Source organism: Acrocarpospora catenulata, assembly GCF_018476525.1.
Taxonomy (GTDB): domain Bacteria; phylum Actinomycetota; class Actinomycetes; order Streptosporangiales; family Streptosporangiaceae; genus Acrocarpospora; species Acrocarpospora catenulata.
Genome location: NZ_JAHCST010000038.1, coordinates 1 through 19011, shown reverse-complemented (window position 1 = coordinate 19011; position 19011 = coordinate 1). Strand labels below are relative to the sequence as shown.

9 protein-coding genes are annotated in these 19011 nt (G+C 72.6%); 6 read left to right on the top strand and 3 right to left on the bottom strand.

The window, feature by feature from the left end; translation table 11 throughout:
• Positions 1 to 16: 16 nt before the first annotated feature.
• Together KIP79_RS30015 and KIP79_RS30010 are read right to left on the bottom strand one after the other, a co-directional pair.
• On the bottom strand, positions 17 to 1180 hold the full coding sequence (locus KIP79_RS30015; RefSeq protein ID WP_214108314.1) for a ZIP family transporter: 1164 nt from the start codon (positions 1178 to 1180) through the stop codon (positions 17 to 19).
• Between the two features lie 100 nt (positions 1181 to 1280).
• Entirely contained in the window at positions 1281 to 1427 is a 147-nt protein-coding gene (locus tag KIP79_RS30010) for a hypothetical protein (RefSeq protein WP_214108313.1), read from the bottom strand.
• Positions 1428 to 1587: 160 nt separating this feature from the next.
• Between KIP79_RS30010 and KIP79_RS30005 the strand changes: the two genes are divergently transcribed.
• On the top strand, positions 1588 to 2553 hold the full coding sequence (locus tag KIP79_RS30005) for a cation diffusion facilitator family transporter (protein ID WP_214108312.1): 966 nt from the start codon (positions 1588 to 1590) through the stop codon (positions 2551 to 2553).
• Between the two features lie 24 nt (positions 2554 to 2577).
• Here the strand turns inward: KIP79_RS30005 and KIP79_RS30000 are convergent, their stop codons facing one another.
• On the bottom strand, positions 2578 to 3843 hold the full coding sequence (locus KIP79_RS30000; RefSeq protein WP_214108311.1) for an MFS transporter: 1266 nt from the start codon (positions 3841 to 3843) through the stop codon (positions 2578 to 2580).
• 321 nt (positions 3844 to 4164) lie between these two features.
• On the opposite strand from KIP79_RS30000, the gene KIP79_RS29995 reads away from it, so the two are divergent.
• From KIP79_RS29995 to KIP79_RS29975, 5 genes are all read left to right on the top strand, one after another.
• Positions 4165 to 6099 carry an amino acid adenylation domain-containing protein gene (locus tag KIP79_RS29995; protein WP_214108310.1) on the top strand — a complete coding sequence of 645 codons (1935 nt, stop codon included), beginning with the start codon at positions 4165 to 4167 and terminating at the stop codon, positions 6097 to 6099.
• A complete protein-coding gene (locus KIP79_RS29990) occupies positions 6096 to 7913 on the top strand; it encodes a carbamoyltransferase family protein (protein ID WP_214108309.1) in 1818 nt (605 codons plus the stop codon). Before KIP79_RS29995 ends, KIP79_RS29990 begins: the two co-directional genes overlap by 4 nt.
• A complete protein-coding gene (locus KIP79_RS29985) occupies positions 7910 to 11908 on the top strand; it encodes a non-ribosomal peptide synthetase (RefSeq protein ID WP_214108308.1) in 3999 nt (1332 codons plus the stop codon). Before KIP79_RS29990 ends, KIP79_RS29985 begins: the two co-directional genes overlap by 4 nt.
• The gene (locus KIP79_RS29980; RefSeq protein WP_214108307.1) at positions 11908 to 18387 is read left to right on the top strand and encodes a non-ribosomal peptide synthetase; all 6480 of its coding nucleotides are present in this window, start codon (positions 11908 to 11910) and stop codon (positions 18385 to 18387) included. The genes KIP79_RS29985 and KIP79_RS29980 overlap by 1 nt, the downstream gene beginning before the upstream one ends.
• 16 nt (positions 18388 to 18403) lie before the next feature.
• Positions 18404 to 19011: condensation domain-containing protein (locus KIP79_RS29975; RefSeq protein ID WP_214108306.1), on the top strand; the 608-nt coding region annotated here is incomplete at its 3' end.

The following is a 19011-nucleotide window of genomic DNA, read 5'->3' as shown; positions in this document are numbered from 1 at the left end:
CCCGAAGGCGTCCTTATCACCCAACCTTTCGCCGAGAGGCGACGGCATCGATGAGATAGGCCCGCTGTGACTGGGTGAGCTCACCGACAGGGCGGGTGAACTCGATGCCTTTGGCGGACAGCAGTGTCCTGACCTCGGCCGGCTGGTAGCCGGGCAGGCCGCGCAGGAGCCATCCGATGTAGGTGCCCGTGGTCAGCTTGTCGGTACGAGCCAGCACCTCGGCCACACTCAGTTGCCCTGAGGCCAGCGCCGCCCGTAGTTCCTCTCTGCTCTGAGGAGTGAACGAGGCCGGTGGCGAGCTCGCCGGCGACGGCAGGCGGGCCATGGTCTGCCCGAGGGAGACCTGTGCCTGTTCGGCCTGGTCGGTGGGCATCCAGCGCATGGCGCCGATGAGCACCGCCAAGATCCCGGCCAGGAGGAGGGCGCTGACGATGTGCCGCCGGGGCAGCCGCCCATCCTGCTGCCTGCTGGCCGCCAGCTTGATGCCCACCACGGCGGTACGCAGGAGAACGCCGGCCACCACGCCGATCAGAATGGGCTCCACCTGCGGAGGTATAGGGCGGACCGTTGCGATCAGGACGCCGACCGCAGGGCTGACACAGGAGACCGTCAGCCACGGGGTCACCCGCTGCTTGGCCATGTCCAGCAGCGCGGTCAGGGCCAGCCCTTCGCTGGTGGAATGCACCATGAGCGCGATCACGACCACGGCCGACGCCGTCAGAGCGAGCGTCGCGCCTTCGACCGCCCGGTGGACCGACAGTGCCGCGGCGGTGCCCACGCCGCCGAAGACGGTGGCGCTGACCACCTCTTTGACCCGGCGGTGCAGGCCGGGCCGGTGCCTGCCCGCGGCCGGTGCGCCGTCCTCGTGCCCGTGACCGTGTCCGCAACCCTTGCGGGTGAAATAGGTGATGACCAGGAAGCCAAAGGCGATCGCCAACCCCAGCGCCCACAGCGGGACGCCGGTCTCGCTCGCCTCCTGCCAGGCATCGGGCAGCATGTCGATCAACGCGGTGACCAGCATCAGTGCGGACGCGACCGAGAGCAAGGCGGTGACCTGCCGGGACTTCCTTCTGGCCAGCCAAGCCCCGGCCAGGGTGGACAACGAGATCAAGACGACCGCCAGCCACACCGACACCCCTGACGATCGTCCCTCAAGGGCGGGTTCCAATGCCGGGCTCATCAAATGCGTCCATCCGGACGTGCGCATGGTTCTCCTCCGTCCTGCCAGCGGAAAGACCGTTCTGAGGGGGACCGCCGGGGGCGACGGTCCCCGGGTAACTTCACTCCGTCGCGCAGCAACCGTCCTGATCTGGCAGGCCGACACACTGATCAGCGCCGGTTTCCTCGTGTTCCGCGTCCACGTGGTGTTCGTGGACGTCGTGGATTTCCGCATCTCCGGCGTGCGAATGATGGTGGGTATGGGTCATGGCTGCCTCCCTGGGGATAACCCGGCGGTCATCACGGAGGGTAGATAGCCAATCACTCAGCGTTTACACATCTGATCAGATGTTCATGCGTTGACAGCACGCAGCACTCCCGCCACACTCCAACATGTGAACATGGGTTCAAGTGTTAAGGAGTGGAACGGTGACTGACCACGGCCACCAGCACGGACACGGTCACGGGGTCAGGGCGGAAACCGACCGCCGTTACCTGACCGGTGCGCTCATCCTGATCGTCGCCTTCATGGCGGTCGAGGTCGTGGTCGGCGTCATCGCCCAGTCCCTGGCCCTGATCTCGGACGCCGGGCACATGCTCACCGACGCCATCGCCATCGTCTTCGCCCTGATCGCGATGCGCATCTCCGCCCGCCCGCCGCGCGGAGGCTTCACCTATGGCCTCAAACGCGCGGAAATCATCTCCGCCCAGATCAACGGCATCACGCTGCTACTGCTCAGTGTGTACTTCGTCGTCGAAGGCGTACGCCGGATCGTGGACCCTCCCGAAGTGGCGGGACTGTACGTGGTCGTCACCGGCCTGGCCGGGATCGCGGTGAACATCGCGGCCACCTGGCTGCTGTCCAAGGCCAACCGGAGCAGCCTCAACGTCGAAGGCGCCTACCAGCACATCCTCAACGACCTGTTCGCCTTCATCGCCACCACCATCGCCGGAGCGATCGTCTGGCTCACCGGCTGGGGCCGCGCCGACGCCCTCGCCGCCCTGGTCGTGGCCGCCCTCATGCTCAAGGCCGGGTGGGGCCTGGTCCGCGACGCGGGCCGGGTCTTCATGGAGGCCGCCCCCGCCGGCATGAACCCCACCGAGATCGGCACCAGGACCGCCGCCCTGGACAAGGTCGTCGAAGTACACGACCTGCACATCTGGGAGGTCACCTCGGGCTACCCCGCCATGTCGGCGCACATCCTGGTCGAACCCGGCGCCGACTGCCACGCGGTCCGCCTCGCCGCCGAACGACTCGCCCACGACCAGTACGGCATCGACCACACCACTCTCCAGGTCGACCACGCCCCCGCGGAACTGCTGACCGTCGGCACGACGGAGGCGGCGCACTGCGCCGCCCCCCACGGCCCCTCCCACAGGGGAGCCGTGTCGTGATCGTCGGGCAAGGCCCGTGCAAGGTCAGGCCTTGTCGCCCGCCGGCACCGTGACCTGGTCGTCGCCTGACGGGACGTCGGCCTCGGCGGCGTCCGCATCCTCCGAAGCGGCGACTGCGGGGACGGCGCGCTTGGTGGCGAGGAAGGCGGCCGAGGCCAGTACGACGCCGCAGACGACGAGCAGCAGGACCCGGTAATCGAGGAGCGCGATGAGGCTCGCGCCCACCGCGATCGAGGCCACCTGCGGGACCGTGACGCCGAACTCGAAGGCGGCGAAGACGCGCCCGCGCAGGTCCTCCGGCGTGGAGCGCTGGAGCGCGGTGGTCGCGCCGATCACGATCCACGGCGTGGAGATGCCGAGCACCAGCATGCCGGCGATCACCACCGCGACGATGGGCGTGGTCAGCAGCAGGCTGCTGGCGGCCACCATCGCCAGGGCGATGACCACCAGCTTCAGCTCGCTGGTGCGCCGGATCACCGCGCCGGCCGTGGCGCCGCCGATGATGGTCCCCACCGCCTGGACGGCGCCGAGTACCGCCAGGAAGGTCGCGGCGCGTCCGAGGCCCTCGGTGACCACCGCGAAACCGATGGACTCGTAGAAGCCGATGACCAGCATGGTGAGCGCGCAGGCGACGACGAGCCCGCGGAGGGTGGCGTTGCCGCGCAGGAAGCGCAGCCCGCCGGTGGTCTCGGCCACCCAGGGCTCGGAGGTGGGGGTGGGCGCGGACTCGGTGACCTTCATGAGCGCGATCGACGCCGCGGCCAGCACGAAGACGGCCGCGTCGAGGACGACCACCGCCTCCGCGCCGAGCCAGGCGAACAGCCCGGCCCCGATGATCGGGGAGAAGACGCGGAGCAACCCGCGCAGGGACTGGACCACGCCGTTGGCGTCGCCCAGCCGATCCTCGGGCACCACCGAGGGCAGGAAGGCGTTCTGCGCCGGGCCGGTCACGCTGCCGAGCGCGCCGTACAGGAACATGATCACGTAGATCATCCAGATGTCGCCGCTGTCGCGTACCAGCAGGAGCGGGAGGACGACGGCGGCGGAGGACAGGTAGGAGCCGGCCAGCAGGGGGCGGCGCCGGAACCTGTCGACCAGCAGGCCCGACACGGGTAGCAGCAGGCTGCCTCCGGCGAACGCGAACATCACCAAGCCGGCGGCCGTGGTGCTGCCGGTGAGGGTCTTCACCCAGATGGCCATCGCGAGGAACAGCGCGAAGTCGCCGAAGTTGGAAAGCGCGTCCCCGAGAATGTAGAGGCGCAGCTGAGGAATCCTGAGTAGGGGCACCATTTCTCTGGTCGCTTTCTCTCAGTGTTCGCGTCAGGGATGGTTGAGCCGAGCCTCAAGCTAACATCGCGGTCTGCCCTGGTTGGGGAACGTGGCGCGAACTTGCCACCTTGGCCGCCGGACCCGGTCGCGCCGGAGGAACCCGGCTAACTTCCGAATCATCATTCTCAGCGAGAAAGCCATCCATAGACAGCCGCATGGCCGCCGACCAGGCGACTTACCACTGCGGACGTCCGGACCACGGCCTTCTCATTAATCGGTCCGGTTCTCGGAGGCCCCGATGACTTTTCCGAAAATCCCCTTCTCGGAATTGCCGTGATCCCGATGGAGAATCCGATATTCGAGGCCGCGGAGCGATTCGCGGTCAAATTCGGTGTCCCGGTCGGTGCGGTGCTCGCCGGTTGCTGCCTGGTGGTCCTGGCCCAGGGCGCGGGCGAGGAGCAGATCCGCGGAGTGGTCTCGGACCCGGACGGCGGCAGCCCTGGCGAGGTGCTGCTGCCCTGGCGGGTCAGGCTGCGGGAGCTGGTCGAGCGGGTGGCCGGGTTGCCGCTGCCGCCCGCCCGCCTGCTCGTCCGCCTGGCCGACGCGGATTCCAGCCAAGCGGATTCACATCCGTCCATCCTGATCGATCTCGACCGGCGCGAGGTGGCCGCCGAGCCGCTGCTGTGCTCGCGCCTGCAGGCGGCGCTGGCCGCCGAGCCCGAGCTGCCCGCGGGCCGTGCCTGGTTGTGGAGCGCCGAGGACGAGCGGATCGTCGCCGCAGCGCACTCCCCCCGCTCCTGGGACACCACCGAGACGGTGGCCTCGCTGATCAGGCGCCACATGCTGGACACGCCCGACGCGGTCGCCATCGAGGAGGGCTCGCGCGCGGTCACCTACCGGCAGCTGGGCGAGCTGGTGGCCGGGCTGGCCGGCCAGTTCGCGCGCGCGGGCGCCGGCCCCGGCGACATGGTCGGCATCGGCCTGCCCCGCCGTGTGGAGACGATCGCCGCGCTGCTCGCCGTCTGGTCGCTGGGCGCCGGTTTCCTGCCGCTGGACCTCAAGCACCCGCCGCTGCGCCTGGGACAGCAGCTGACGGCGGCCGGGGCCAGGTTCGCGGTGCTCCCCGACGACGCCGCGCTGGACCTGCCGGGCATCCACGTGCTGTCCGCCTCGGCCGACCCGGTCCCCGGCGAGGTGCCCGCCTTCCCCGTGGCGCTGGACGGCGTGGCCTACGCGCTGTCGACCTCGGGCTCGACGGGCGTGCCGAAGGCGGTGGCGATACCGCACGCCGCGCTGCGGCACTCGGTCGGCGCCATCGGCGCCATGATCGGCGCCGACCGGCCGCACGTGACCTGCATGGCGACGCTCACCTTCGACATGTCCACCATGGAGATCTTCCTGCCGCTGGCGAGGGGCGGCCGGCTCGTGCTGGTCCGCGAGGAGCTCCAGCGTGACCCGGAACGGCTGGCCGCCTGGCTGACCGGCCGCCCCCTCCAGCTGGTGCAGGCCACCCCGACCACCTGGCGGATGACCGTGCCGTACCTGCCGGAGGGCGGCCTGCGCGACGTGGACGTCATCTGCGGGGGCGAGGCGCTCAGCGCCGACCTGGTGGCCGCCCTGCACCGGACCGGCGCGCGGGTGTGGAACGGGTACGGCCCGACCGAGGTCACCATCTACACCGTCACCCACCTGGTGCCGGAACCGCCGCTCGACCCCATACCGATCGGCCGCCCGCTGGCCGGCACCCGGGCCGCGGTCCTCGACCAGTGGGGCAGGACGGCGCCGGTCGGCCAGGTCGGCGAGCTCGTCCTGGGCGGGCCGCAACTCGCCATCGGGTACGTCGGCGACCCCGACCGTACCGCGGCGGTCTTCCAGCACCACCCCGAGCTGGGCCGGATCTACCGAACCGGCGACCTGTGCGCGTGGCGGCGGGACGGCGCACTGGCCTACCACGGCCGCATCGACCACCAGGTGAAGCTGCGCGGCCAGCGCATCGAACTGGAGGAGATCGAGGCCGTCGCCGAGCGCCACCCGGACGTGACCCGTGCGGCGGCGCTGGTGGTCGAGCACACCGCGGGCGACCAGCGGCTCGCCCTGTACGCGCAGGCCACGCGGGTGCAGCCCGCCGAGCTGCGCGCGCACCTGGAGCAGTGGCTCCCCCGGGCGCTGATGCCCCAGTGGATCACCATCCTGCCCAGCCTTCCCCGCACCGGCAGCCAGAAGATCGACAGGCGTGCGCTCCAGCGGCACGCCGCCGCAGCTATGGAGACGCGATGAGAATCCTGGGTATCAGCGGCCTGCACAATTCCGAGGAGTTCAAGCGCCGGGAGCTGCCCGGCCTGTCCGAGCGCGAGTACCGCGTCAGCCAGGGCCGCGACTCCGCCGCCGCGCTCGTGGTGGACGGCAAGATCGTGGCCGCCGCCGCCGAGGAGCGTTTCACCGGCGAGAAGAGCACCGGCAGCTTCCCCGTCAACGCCATGCGCGACTGCCTGGACCGGGCGGGGCTGCGGCTGGCCGACATCGACCTGATCGGCCACGGCTTCGCGCACGAGCCGTCCGAGCTGGAGGCCGGCGAGGAGTACCTGGCGCGCCGCTACCGGGAGGTCTACGACCCCGCGGTGCAGCTGCGCTGGCTGGCCGAGCACTTCCCCGGCGAGAACTTCCCCGGCGAGAACTTCCCCGGTGAGCGCTCCCCCGGCGAGGGCTTCGCCTCCCGCTTCGTGCCGGTCCCGCATCACCTCGCGCACGCCGCGAGCGCGTACTACGCCAGCGGGTTCGACGACTGCCTGGTGCTGGTGGCCGACGGCCGGGGCGAGACCGAGTGCCTCACGGTCTACACGGGCATCGGCGGCAAGCTGGAGCCGCTGCACAGCGTGCCGGCGCTGCACTCGCTCGGCACGCTCTACGGGGTCTTCACCCTCTACCTCGGCTTCGAGATGGCCCTCGACGAGTACAAGATGATGGGCCTGGCCTCCTACGGCGACCGCACCCGCTACGAGCGCCACCTGCGGCAGATGATCAACCTGCGCCCCGGGGGGCCCGAGTACAGCATCCCGCTGCTGGCCCGCGACGGCGACCTGCTGCAGCGCGAGACGCACCGCGGCGTGCTCGCCGTCCTGGAGGAGACCTTCGGCCCCGCGCGGATACCCGGCGGGCCGATCGAGCAGCACCACATGGACATCGCCGCCGCCGCGCAGGGCGCGCTGGAGCGCTGCCTGCTGCACGTGCTGCGCCACTACCGCCGCCAGACCGGGCTGCGCGACCTGTGCTACGCCGGCGGCGTCGCGCTCAACTGCACCGCCAACAGCCTCATCCTGCGCTCCCGCCTGTTCGACCGGGTGTTCGTCCCGCCGGGCGCGGGCGACGACGGCACCGCGGTGGGCGCCGCGCTCTACCTGCACGCCACGCGCAAGCCGGAGACGCCGATCACGCCGATGGTCATGCCGTACTGGGGCACCTCGTTCAGCTCGGCGGAGATCGCCGAGCACCTGGCGACCAGGACCGACTGCGGGTACCGGCACGTGCCCGACCAGGAGGAACTGCTGGCCGACACGGCGGCGGCGCTGGACCGCGGCGAAGTGGTCGCCTGGTTCCAGGGCGGCATGGAGTTCGGCCCGCGCGCGCTGGGCAACCGCAGCATCCTGGCCGACCCGCGCGAGGCCCGGATGCGCGACCACATCAACAACCTGATCAAGAAGCGCGAGGATTTCCGCCCCTTCGCCCCGGTCGTGAAGGAGGAGGCGGCCGCCGAGCTGTTCGAGATCAGGCGCGGGCGCGAGCGGCAGTACGCGCACATGCTCTTCACCACCAGGACCCGCCCCGAGCACCGCGAGCACCTGGGCGCGGTCACCCACATCGACGGCACCGCGCGCGTGCAGGCGGTGAGCCGCGCGGGCAACCCGCGGCTGTGGGAGCTGCTGACCGCGTTCGGCGCGCGCACCGGAGTGCCCGCGCTGCTCAACACCTCCTTCAACCTGCGCGGCCAGCCGATCGTCCGGACCCCGCGCGAGGCGGTGGACACCTTCCTGCGCGGCGGTCTCGACCGGCTGGTCATCGGCGATCACGTGGTGCTGCCCGGAGGCTCGTCATGAGCGTCTCGACCACGCTGGCCCCCGACGTCGCCGAGCCGGCCCGCCCCACCTACGCACGCGGTTCGCTGACCCGCTCGCTGGACGGCCGGTACGGCGCTGATCCGCTGGCCGTGCTCGCGGCGGCGGTGCAGGCCCTCATCGCCGGGCCGGACGCCGAGGCGGTGGCGGTCGTGGCGGTCTCCGGTGGCGGGCTGCGCGGCCTGCGTTCACCACTGGGCGAGGGCACCCGGATCGGGGCACTGCTCGACGCGGCCGACGGCGAGATCGACCCGGAGGCGCGGGTCGTCGTGGCGGTCGACGCCGACCGCGCCGAGGTGGAGCGGCTCGCCCTCGCGCTGCCCGGCTGCGACTGCGTGTTCCTGCTGTACGGCGACGCCGACGGCTGGTCGCTGGAGTGCGACTACGACGCCGACCGCTACGGCGCCCCGACCATGGAATGGCACCTGGACCGGCTGGAGTCGATCCTCGAACTGCTGGAGACCGACCCCGGCGCGCCGCTGTACGACGTCATGGTGGCGCCGGAGGCGCTGGCCGACGACGACGGCTGGCAGGAGCGGGCCTACGTCGCGCCGCGCACCCCCACCGAGGAGGCCCTGGCCGCCATCTGGGCGGAGGTCCTGCAGGTGGACAAGGTCGGCGCCGAGGACGACTTCTTCGCGCTCGGCGGCCACTCCATCCTCGCGGCCCGCGTGCTGACCAGGATCCGCGCGGTGTTCGGCGTCGACGTGCACTTCGACCAGCTGTTCGCCGCTCCGACGCTGGCGGCCTGCGCGCGGGCGGTGTCCTCCGCCGCCACGGGCGCCCCCGCCCATCCGCTGGCGCCGGTGCCGGCCGGGGAGGCCGTCGCCTCGCTGGAACAGGAGCGGTTGTGGTTCCTGGACCAGTGGCGGCCGGGCACCGCCCTCTACAACGTGCCCGTGCTGCTGGAGCTCACCGGCCAGGTGGACCCGGCGCGACTGCGCGCGGCGGTCCAGCGGGTCGCCGACCGGCACCCCGCCCTGCGCACCGCGTTCGCCCCGGTGGACGGCAGGCCGGAGCCGTACACCGCGCCCGCGGACGTGCCGTGGAGCGAGGCGACCGCCGCCACCTGGGAGCAGGCCGGAGCTCTGGCCGACGAACGGCTGCGCGAGCCCTTCGACCTGACCACCCCGCCGCTCATCAAGGCCGGGCTGGTCAGCCACACCACCGACCGCCACCTGCTGTGGATCTCCATCCACCACATCGCCGTGGACGGCTGGTCCCTCACCCTCCTGCTGGACGACCTCACGGCCGCCTACCAGGATGAGCCCCTGTCCGGTCAGGGCCAGTACGGCTACGCCGAGTACGCCGCCTGGCAGCGCGCCACCCTCACCGGCCCTGCCCTCGACGCGGGCCTGACCTGGTGGCGCGGCTACCTGGACGGCCTGCCGCCGCTGCTCGACCTGCCCGCCGACCGCCGCCGCCCGGCCGTACAGAGCTTCGCCGGCGGGACCACGTACCACCAGGTGCCGCCCGAGCTGGCCGCGGCGCTGGCGGAGTTCGCCAGGTCGTGCTCGGCCACCGCCTTCGACGTGGGCATGGCCGTCTTCGCGCTGCTGGTACGCCGCTGGACCGGGCACACCGACCTGGCGGTCGCCACGCCGGTGGCAGGCAGGCCGCTGCCCGAGCTGGAGAGCCTGGTCGGCTTCTTCGTCAACACCCTGGTCATCAGGACCGACCTGACCGGCGACCCCACCTTCCGCGAGCTGGTCGACCGGGTGCGCCACAGCGCCGCCGGCGCGCTCAGCCACCAGGACATCCCGTTCTCCGCGCTGGTGGAGGCGCTCCGGCCGGAACGCGACCTGGCCTACGGGCCGCTGGCCCAGCTGGCCTTCGCCCACTACCGGCCCTCCCCCTACGCCTGGCCGCTGACCGGCGAGCTGGACGCGCGGCTGCGGCCCGCCGACACCGGCACGGCCAAGTTCGACCTGACCCTCACTCTGCACGACAACCCGGACGGCATGGTCGTGGCGGTCGAGTACGCCGAGGACCTGTTCGAGGCGGCCACCGCCGACCGGCTGGCCGAGCAGTGGCTGACGCTGCTGCGCGGCCTGCTGGCCGACCCCGTCGCGCCGGTCTCCCGGATCACCGAGCTGCCCGCCCACCAGCGACGGGTGGTCGTCGACTGGGCGGGCGAACTCAGCGGCCGGCCGCTGCCGCCGATCACCGAGCTGGTCGCCCGCCGGGTGCGCGAGCGCCCGGACGCGGTGGCCGTGCGGGACGGGGACACCGAGCTGACCTACGGGCAGCTGTGGGCCAGGGCGGGGGCGCTGGCCTCCCTGCTCGGCCCCTCGCGCGGCGACCTCGTGGGGCTGGCCTGCCACCGGGGGGCCGACCTCGTGGTCGGCATGCTCGGCATCCTGCGCGCCGGGGCCGCCTATGTACCGCTCGACCCGGCCTACCCCGTCGGCCGCCTGGCCTTCATGCTGGAGGACACGGGCGCTCGCCGGGTGGTCGGACACCGCGACCTGCTCGCGAAGCTGCCGCTGGACGGCCGTACCGGAATCGACGTGCGGGAGGCGGCCGAGGCGGACGCGCCCGAGGTGGCCACGACGCCGGACGACGCCGCGTACGTGATCTACACCTCCGGCTCCACCGGCCGTCCCAAGGGCGTGGTAGTACAGCACCGGGGCATCACCCGCCTGGTCGAGGACACCGACTACGTCACGCTCGACGAGTCGACCGTGCTCGCCCAGCTCTCCAACGCCTCCTTCGACGCCATCACCTTCGAGGTGTGGGGCGCGCTGGCGGCAGGCGGACAGATCGTCGTCGTGCCGCCCGAGGCGGTGCTGTCGCCGCCCGCGCTGGCGGGCCTGCTGCGCGACACCGGCGTCACCACGGTGTTCATCACCACGGCCCTGTTCAACGCGGCGACCGGCGAGGTGCCCGACGCCTTCGCCACCGTGGCGCAGCTCTACTTCGGCGGCGAGGCCCTCGACGTCGCCAGGGTCGCCGAGGTCCTGCGCGGCGGGCAGGGGCCCCGGGCCCTGCACAACATCTACGGGCCGACCGAGGTCACCACCTTCTCCACCTACCAGCCGCTCACCGAGCCGCCGGCCACCCGGGGCCCGATCGGCGGTCCCATCGCCGACACCACCGCCTGGGTGGTCGAGCTCGGCACCGGCGACCTCGCGCCCGTGGGCGTGCCCGGCGAACTGTGGCTCGGCGGCCCCGGCGTGGCCTGCGGCTACTGGGGAAGGCCGGGCCACACCGCGCGCTCCTTCGTGCCCGACCCCTTCTCCGGTACGGCGGGAGCCCGGCTCTACCGCACCGGCGACCTGGTCAGATGGACCTCGGACGGCACGCTGGAGTTCCTGGGCCGGATCGACCACCAGCTGAAGATCCGGGGCTTCCGCGTCGAACTCGGCGAGGTCGAACTGGCCCTGTCGGCCCTCCCGCAGGTGCGCGCCTGCGCCGTCGTCGCACTCCAGCCGGAGGGCGGGCCCGTGGAGCTGGTCGGCTACGTGCAGCCGCGGGCCGGGGCCGACGTGGTCGCCCTGCGCGAGGCGCTGGCCGGAGAGCTGCCCGACCACCTGATCCCGGCGCACCTGATCCTGGTGGACCGGCTGCCGCTGAACCCCAACGGCAAGATCGACACCGCCGCCCTGCCCGCCCCGCGGAGCGCGCGCGCCGGCCTCGGCCTCGCGCCGCCCGAGGGGCCGGTCGAGCAGCTCCTGGCCGAGGTGTGGGCCGAGGTGCTCGGCCGCGCGGAGCTCGGCGCCGAGGACGACTTCTTCGAACTGGGCGGCCACTCGCTGGACGCGCTCAAGGTCACCACCCGCATCGAGCGGGCGCTGCGCACCCCGCTGTCGGTGCGCGAGCTCTTCCAGCACAAGACCGTACGGCGGCTGGCCGCCGCACTGCGCGAGCGCGACGCCGACCGCATGGACCGGGTCGCCCGCGTGGTCCTGGCGGTCCGGAGCCTGACACCGGAAGAGCGCGAAGCCCGGCTGCGTCAAGGAGAGGAAAACGCCTGATGGACACCCAGCACGCCGAGGAGCAGCTGATCAGCAGGCTGCTCGCCGAAGCCGGCATCGAGGACGAGACACGGCCGGCCGCCGTCCCGCGCCGCCGGCCAGGACCGGCTCCGCTGTCGTTCGGCCAGGAGCGGCTGTGGTTCCTGGACCAGTGGCGGCCCGGCACCGCGCTCTACAACGTGCCCGTGCTGCTTGAGCTCAGCGGGCCCGCCGATCCGGCGCGGCTGAGCGCGGCCGTCCAGCGGCTGGCCGACCGGCACCCGGCCCTGCGCACCGCGTTCACCTCCGTGGACGGCAGGCCGGAGCCGTACACGGCGCCCGCCGCCGTGCCGTGGAGCGAGGCCGCCGCCGGCACCTGGGAGCAGGCCAGGGAGCTGGCCGACGAGCGGCTGCGCGAGCCCTTCGACCTGACCGCCCCGCCGCTCATCAGAGCCGGGCTGATCACCCACACCGCCGGACGTCACCTGCTGTGGATCTCCATCCACCACATCGCCGTGGACGGCTGGTCCCTCGCCCTGCTCCTCGACGAGCTGGCCGGGGAGCGGGAGGCCAAGACGGCCATCGACTACACCGACTACGCCGCCTGGCAGCGCGACGCCCTCACCGGCGCCACCCGGGAGACGGGCCTGTCCTGGTGGCGCGGTTACCTGGACGGCCTGCCGCCGCTGCTCGACCTGCCCGCCGACCGCCAGCGCCCGGCCGTACAGGACTTCACCGGGGACACCAAGCACTTCGTGCTGCCCGCGGAGCTGGCCGAGCAGGTGCGCGGCCTGGCCAGGACCGGCGGCGCCACCGTGTTCGAGGTGCTGCTGGCCGCCTTCGCGCTGCTCCTGGGGCGGTGGACCGGCCGTACCGACGTGGTGGTCGCCTCCCCGGTGGCCGGGAGGCCGGCCCGCGAGCTGGAGGACCTGGTCGGCTTCTTCGTCAACACCCTGGTCATCAGGACCGACCTGGCGGGCGACCCGACCTTCGCGCAGCTGGTGGCGAGGGTGGGCGAGTCGGCCGGTCAGGCGCAGGCCCACCAGGACATCCCGTTCGCGCTGCTGGCCGACGCGCTCCAGCCGGACCGCGACCTGTCGCACCCGCCGCTCGTCCAGGTGCAGTTCGGGCTGCACCGCCAGGAGCGCAGCAGCTGGCAGTTGGACGGCGGGGTACGCGCCGTCCAGCTGCCGGTGGACACCGGCACCGCCAAGTTCGACCTCACCGTCACCGTCGTGGACACGCCGGACCAGATGCGGGTGGAGCTGGAGTACGCCACCAGCCTGTTCGACGCGCGCACCGCCGACCGGCTCGCCGAGCAGTGGCAGACGCTGCTGCGCGGCCTGCTGGCCGACCCCGCCGTGCCGGTCTCGCACGTCAGCGCGCTACCCGCGGCGGAGTCCGAGCTGCTGGCCGCCTGGTCGGGGCCCCGCGAACAGCTGCCCGCCGTCGCGTCGCTGCCCGGCCTGGTGGCCGAGCAGGTGCGGGCCAGGCCGGACGCCGTCGCCCTCACCGACGGCGCCACCCAGCTCACCTACGCCGAGCTGTGGGCACGTTCCGGCGCGCTGGCCGGCCATCTCGGCACCGGTCCCGGCGACCTGGTGGGGCTCGCCTGCCGGCGCAGCGCCGACCTGGTCGTCGGCATGCTCGCCATCCTGCGCACCGGAGCCGCGTACGTGCCGCTCGACCCGGCCTACCCGGACAGCCGCCTGGCTTTCATGCTGGCGGACACCGGCCTGGACGTGGTCGTCACCCAGCGCGGGGTCAAACTGCCGCCCGGCGACTACCGGACCGTCCTGGCCGACGCGCCGGGGCAGCCGTTCACCGACGCGGAACCCGGCCCGCACGACCTGGCCTACCTGATCTACACCTCCGGCTCCACCGGCACGCCCAAGGCCGTCATGGTCACCCACCACAACGTGATCAGGCTGCTCGGCGGCACCCACGAGTGGTACGGCTTCGGCCACGGGGACGTGTGGACCCTGCTCCACTCCAGCTCCTTCGACGTCTCGGTCTGGGAGGTGTGGGGGGCGCTCACCACCGGGGGCAGGCTCGTGGTGGTCTCCCACTGGGAGAGCAGGGAGCCCGAGGCGTACTACGACCTGGTCCGCCGCGAGCGGGTCACCGTGCTGAACGCCACCCCGGCCGTCTTCCGCCAGTTCGTGGCGGTCGACGAGCGCACCGCGGCCGACCTGGACCTGCGGCTGGTGGTCTTCGCCGGCGACGCGCTCGACCGTGACTCGGTGCTGCGCTGGTGGGAGCGGCACGGCACGGACACGCCGCGGCTGGTCAACATGTACGGGATCACCGAGACCACGGTGCACAGCACCTACGGCCCGCTGACCCGCGAGCTGCTGGCCGAGCGGGCCAGCCCCGTCGGCGTGCCGCTGCCCGACCTGGGCATCCACCTCCTGGACCCGGCGGGCCGCCCGGTGGCCGTCGGCGTGATCGGCGAGCTCTACGTGAGCGGCGACGGCGTGGCGCGCGGCTACTGGAACCGGCCCGCGCTCACCGCCGAGCGGTTCCTGCCCGACCCCTTCTCCGGACGTCCCGGGGCCAGGCTCTACCGCAGCGGCGACCTGGCCAGCTGGAAGCCCGACGGCACGCTGGAGTTCCACGGCCGGATCGACCACCAGCTGAAGATCCGCGGCTTCCGCATCGAGCCCGGCGAGGTGGAGGCGGCGATCACCGCGCACCCCGACGTGTCCAAGTGCGTGGTCGTCGCGCACGGCGACACCGACCGGCGGCTGGCCGCCTACGTCGTGCCACGGCCGGGCGTCCGGCTGAGCGTCGAGACCGTGCACGAGTACCTCGAACCCCGGCTGCCCGTCCACATGGTTCCCTCGGTCGTGGTCATCCTCGACGAGCTGCCGCTCACCACCAACGGCAAGATCGACCGCGCCGCGCTGCCCTCGCCCGACGAGGCGCGGCCCGCGCTGGCGCACGGGTACGTCGAGCCGCGCACCGAGACCGAGCGGGAGCTCGCCCAGGTGTGGGCCGAGGTGCTGGAGCTGGAGCGGGTCGGCGTGACCGACAACTTCTTCCACCTCGGCGGGGACTCCATCCGGAGCGTGCAGGTGCTGGCGCTGGCCCGGGACCGCGGGCTCGACTTCCAGCTCCAGCGGCTCTTCCAGCTGCCCACCGTCGCGCAGCTGGCCGCCGACATCGTGCCGGCCACGCCGGTGGAACGGGCGCGTGAGCCGTACGAGCTGATCTCCGCGGCGGACCGGGCCAGACTGCCCGAGGACGTCGTGGACGCCTACCCGATGGCCGCGCTCCAGGTCGGCATGGTCTTCCACATGGAATCCGACGAGCGCATGCTCTACCAGAACGTCGACAGCTTCCACCTGCGCGCGCCGTTCGTCGAGGACCTCTTCCGCGCCGCCACCGACCAGGTGGTCCAGCGGCACGACATCCTGCGCACCTCCTTCCACCTGAGCGAGTACAGCGACATGCTGCAGCTCGTCCACCGCACGGCGGAGCTGCCCGTCGTCGTGGCGGACGTGCGCGACCTGGACCCCGAGGAGCAGGCGCGCGTCATCGGCGAGCTGGTCGAGCGGGAGCGCGGGCGCCCCTTCGACCTGTCGGCCCCGCCGCTGTGGCGCTTCTTCGTCCACCTGCGCAGCGACGAGACCTTCCAGTGGACGCTGGTGGAGCACCACGCCATCCTGGACGGCTGGAGCCTGCACTCCACGATCGCCGAGATCCTGGAGCGCTACCTCGCGCTGCTCAAGGACCCGGCGAGCGAGCCCGAGCCGCGCCCGGCCTCGGTCTACCGCGACTTCGTCGAGGCCGAGCGCCGCGCGCTGGAGTCCGACGACGAGCGCGAGTGGTGGATGGCCAGGATGGCCGGGCTCGACCGGCTGGAGCTGCCGCGCTGGCCGCAGGACTGCCCGGCCGACGAGGTGGCGCCGGCCTACGACGTGCAGGACTGGACGCTGCCGCCGGACAGCAGCGACTTCTACGGCTGGCGGGAGACCAAGATCCCCGACGAGCTCTGCCACGGCCTGGAGCGGGTGGCCGAGCGGCTCGGCGTGCCGCTGAAGAGCGTGCTGCTGGCCGTGCACATGCGGGTGCTCGGCTACCTGACCGGGACCGCCGACGTGGTCACCGGCATGGCGTTCAACGGACGGCTTGAGGAGACCGGCGGCACCGAGACGCGCGGGCTGTTCCTCAACTCCCTGCCGGTGCGGGCCCAGGTGGCGGGCACCTGGACGGACCTGATCCGCGGCGTCTTCGCCGAGGAGAACGCGCTGCTGCCGCACCGCAGGTTCCCCACCTCGGAGATCCAGCGGCTGGCCGGCGGCGACCAGCTGTACGAGACGCACTTCGTCTACAACCACTTCCACGTGCTCAAGGACGTGCTCGACGGCGGCGAGGTGGCCTTCGTCGACCCCAAGCTCGACTCCTTCACCACGGTGCGCGTCGAACCGACCAACTACCCGTTCGTCTGCGGCTTCCTGCGCAACCCGCGCTCGGGCACCGGCCTGCTGATGGGCCTGGACTTCCACCTCGGCGAGTTCGCGCCCGAGCAGGTCCGGCGGATCAGGGACTGCTACCTGACCGCGCTGCACCAGGTGGTCGCCGACCCGGACGCCCCCGTGGCGGCCCTGCCGCTGTCGGCCCCGGCCGAGCGGGCGCTCGTACGGCGCTGGAACAGGACAGAACGGCCGGGAGCGCTGGCCCGATCGATGCAGTCGCTGGTCGCCGACCACGTGCGGCAGCGGCCGGACAGCGTCGCGGTGGTGGACGGCACGCGGCGGCTGACCTACGCCGAACTCTGGGCGCGCGCCGGGTCGATCGCGGCCGCGCTGCGCCGGGCCGGCGTGACGGCGGGCGACCTGGTGGGGCTGTGCTGCGAGCGCGGCGCCGACCTGGTGGCCGGGATGGTCGGCATCCTGCGGGCCGGGGCGGCCTACGTGCCGCTCGACCCCGGCTACCCGCCGGAGCGGCTGTCCTTCATGGTCGAGGACACCGGCGTCCCGGTGGTGGTCGGCCACCGCGACCTGCTGGCCGGGCTGCCCATCGAGGACCACCAAGCCCTGCCCGTGGAGGACATCCCCGACGCGGCGTTCGACGAGGACCTGCCGGGCGGGGGCGGCGACGCGGTCGCGACCGTCGTCTACACCTCGGGCTCCACCGGACGGCCCAAGGGAGTCGCGGTGCCGCACCGCGGCGTGGTCCGCCTGGTGTGCGACACCGACTACGTCGACCTGGGCCCCGACAGCGTGGTGGCCCAGCTGTCGAACTCCTCCTTCGACCCGCTCATCTTCGAGGTGTGGGGCGCGCTGCTCAACGGCGGCCGGCTGGTGATCGTGCCCAACGAGACCGTGCTGTCCCCCACCGGCCTGGCCGCGCTGCTGCGCGAGGAGGGCGTGACCATGCTGGCGCTGGTCACCGCCCTGTTCAACGCCACCGTACGGGAGGCGCCCGACGCCTTCGCCACGGTCGGCCAGGTCTACATCGGCGGCGAGCGGGTCAACCTGGCCAGCGTGCGCGCCGCCGAGCACGGCGGGCTCAACAACATCTACGGCCCGACCGAGGTGACCAGCATCTCCACCTGCCGGCCGCTGGCCGACGTACCGCTCACCAACGGGCAGATCGGCCCGCCGATCGCCAACACCCAGGCCTGGGTGGTGGACGACGCGCTCAACCCGGCGCCGGTCGGCGTGCCGGGCGAGCTGTGGCTGGGCGGTCCCGGCGTGGCCGCCGGCTACTGGCGGCGCCCCGGCCTCACCGCCGACAAGTTCGTCGCCGACCCCTTCTCGGGGGTGCCGGGCTCCCGCGTGTACCGCACCGGCGACCTCGCGTGCTGGCGGCCCGACGGAACGCTGGAGTTCCTCGGCCGCCGCGACCACCAGGTCAAGATCCGCGGGTTCCGGGTGGAGCTCGGCGAGGTCGAGGCGGTGCTCTCGGCCCACCCGGCGGTCGCCGTCTGCGTGGTGACCGCGCCCGGCGGCAAGCTGGTCGGTTACGTGGAGCCCAAGGCGGCGGTCAGCGTGACCGAGCTCCTCGGCCACCTGGCGGAACGGCTGCCCGAGCACATGGTGCCGACCATCTTGATGATCATGGATCGGCTGCCGCTCAACCCCAACGGCAAGATCGACCGGGGCGCGCTGCCCCAGCCGGACTCCGGGCAGTCCGGGACGGCCGCCGAGTACGTCGCCCCGCGCGACCCGGTCGAGGAGGCCATCGCCGGCATCTGGTCGGAGGTGCTGGAGGTGGCACGGGTCGGGGCCGAGGACGACTTCTTCGCCCTGGGCGGCCACTCCCTCCACTCGGTGCAGGTGGCCTTCCGCATCAGGACGACCTTCGGCGTCGAGCTCGGCATCAAGCAGATCCTCGCCGAACCGCGGGTCAGCGTCCTGGCGCGGCGCGTCACCGAGGAACTCGAGCGGGTCTCCGCTTCTTCCTGGACGGCCGACCTGCCCGAAGCCCTGGACGCCATCGAAGCGCTCTCCGACGCCGAGATCGAGCGGCTTCTTCTGTCCGATTCCTGAGAGGACCCGCACCGCAATGTCCGAGACGTTCGCCACCCGGATCGCCCAGCTGTCGCCCGAGCGGCGCAAGCTGCTGCTTGAGCGCCTGTCGCGCGCCTCGGGCCCGCGCCGCCGGGCGCCGCGCGACGGCAGGCCGCTGGCGTTGTCGTTCGCCCAGGAGCGGCTCTGGTTCCTGTGGCGCATGGAGCCCGCCAGCCCCGCCTACAACGCCCCCGCCGCCCTGCGGCTACGCGGCCCGCTCGACGTGCCGGCCCTGTCGGCCGCCCTGACCGGCATAGTGTCCAGACACGAGGTGCTACGCACCCGCTACGCCGAAATAGACGGCACCCCCGCCCAGGTCGTCGACCCACCCACACCGGTCGAACTGCCGGTGATCACCGTCCCAGGGCAACCATCCACCCCGGCGGAGCCGGGCCCGGACCCGGAGAAGCTGGTGGCCACCGCCCCACGGCAACCATCCACCCCGGTGGAGCCGGGCCCGGACCCGGAGAAGCTGGTGGCCACCGCCCCACGGCAACCATCCACCCCGGCGGAGCCGGGCCCGGACCCGGAGGGTCAAGAGGGTGGGTGGGTGACCCACGGCAATCAATCGCACTGCGCGAGTTGGTCGCGCGGGAATGCGGG

Excerpts from the sequence above, each read along its gene's own strand:
- KIP79_RS30015 (WP_214108314.1), bottom strand. The coding sequence starts at position 1,180 with ATGAGCCCGGCATTGGAACCCGCCCTTGAGGGACGATCGTCAGGGGTG.
- KIP79_RS30010 (WP_214108313.1), bottom strand. The coding sequence starts at position 1,427 with ATGACCCATACCCACCATCATTCGCACGCCGGAGATGCGGAAATCCAC.
- KIP79_RS30000 (WP_214108311.1), bottom strand. The coding sequence starts at position 3,843 with ATGGTGCCCCTACTCAGGATTCCTCAGCTGCGCCTCTACATTCTCGGG.
- KIP79_RS29995 (WP_214108310.1), top strand. The coding sequence starts at position 4,165 with ATGGAGAATCCGATATTCGAGGCCGCGGAGCGATTCGCGGTCAAATTC.
- KIP79_RS29990 (WP_214108309.1), top strand. The coding sequence starts at position 6,096 with ATGAGAATCCTGGGTATCAGCGGCCTGCACAATTCCGAGGAGTTCAAG.
- KIP79_RS29985 (WP_214108308.1), top strand. The coding sequence starts at position 7,910 with ATGAGCGTCTCGACCACGCTGGCCCCCGACGTCGCCGAGCCGGCCCGC.
- KIP79_RS29980 (WP_214108307.1), top strand. The coding sequence starts at position 11,908 with ATGGACACCCAGCACGCCGAGGAGCAGCTGATCAGCAGGCTGCTCGCC.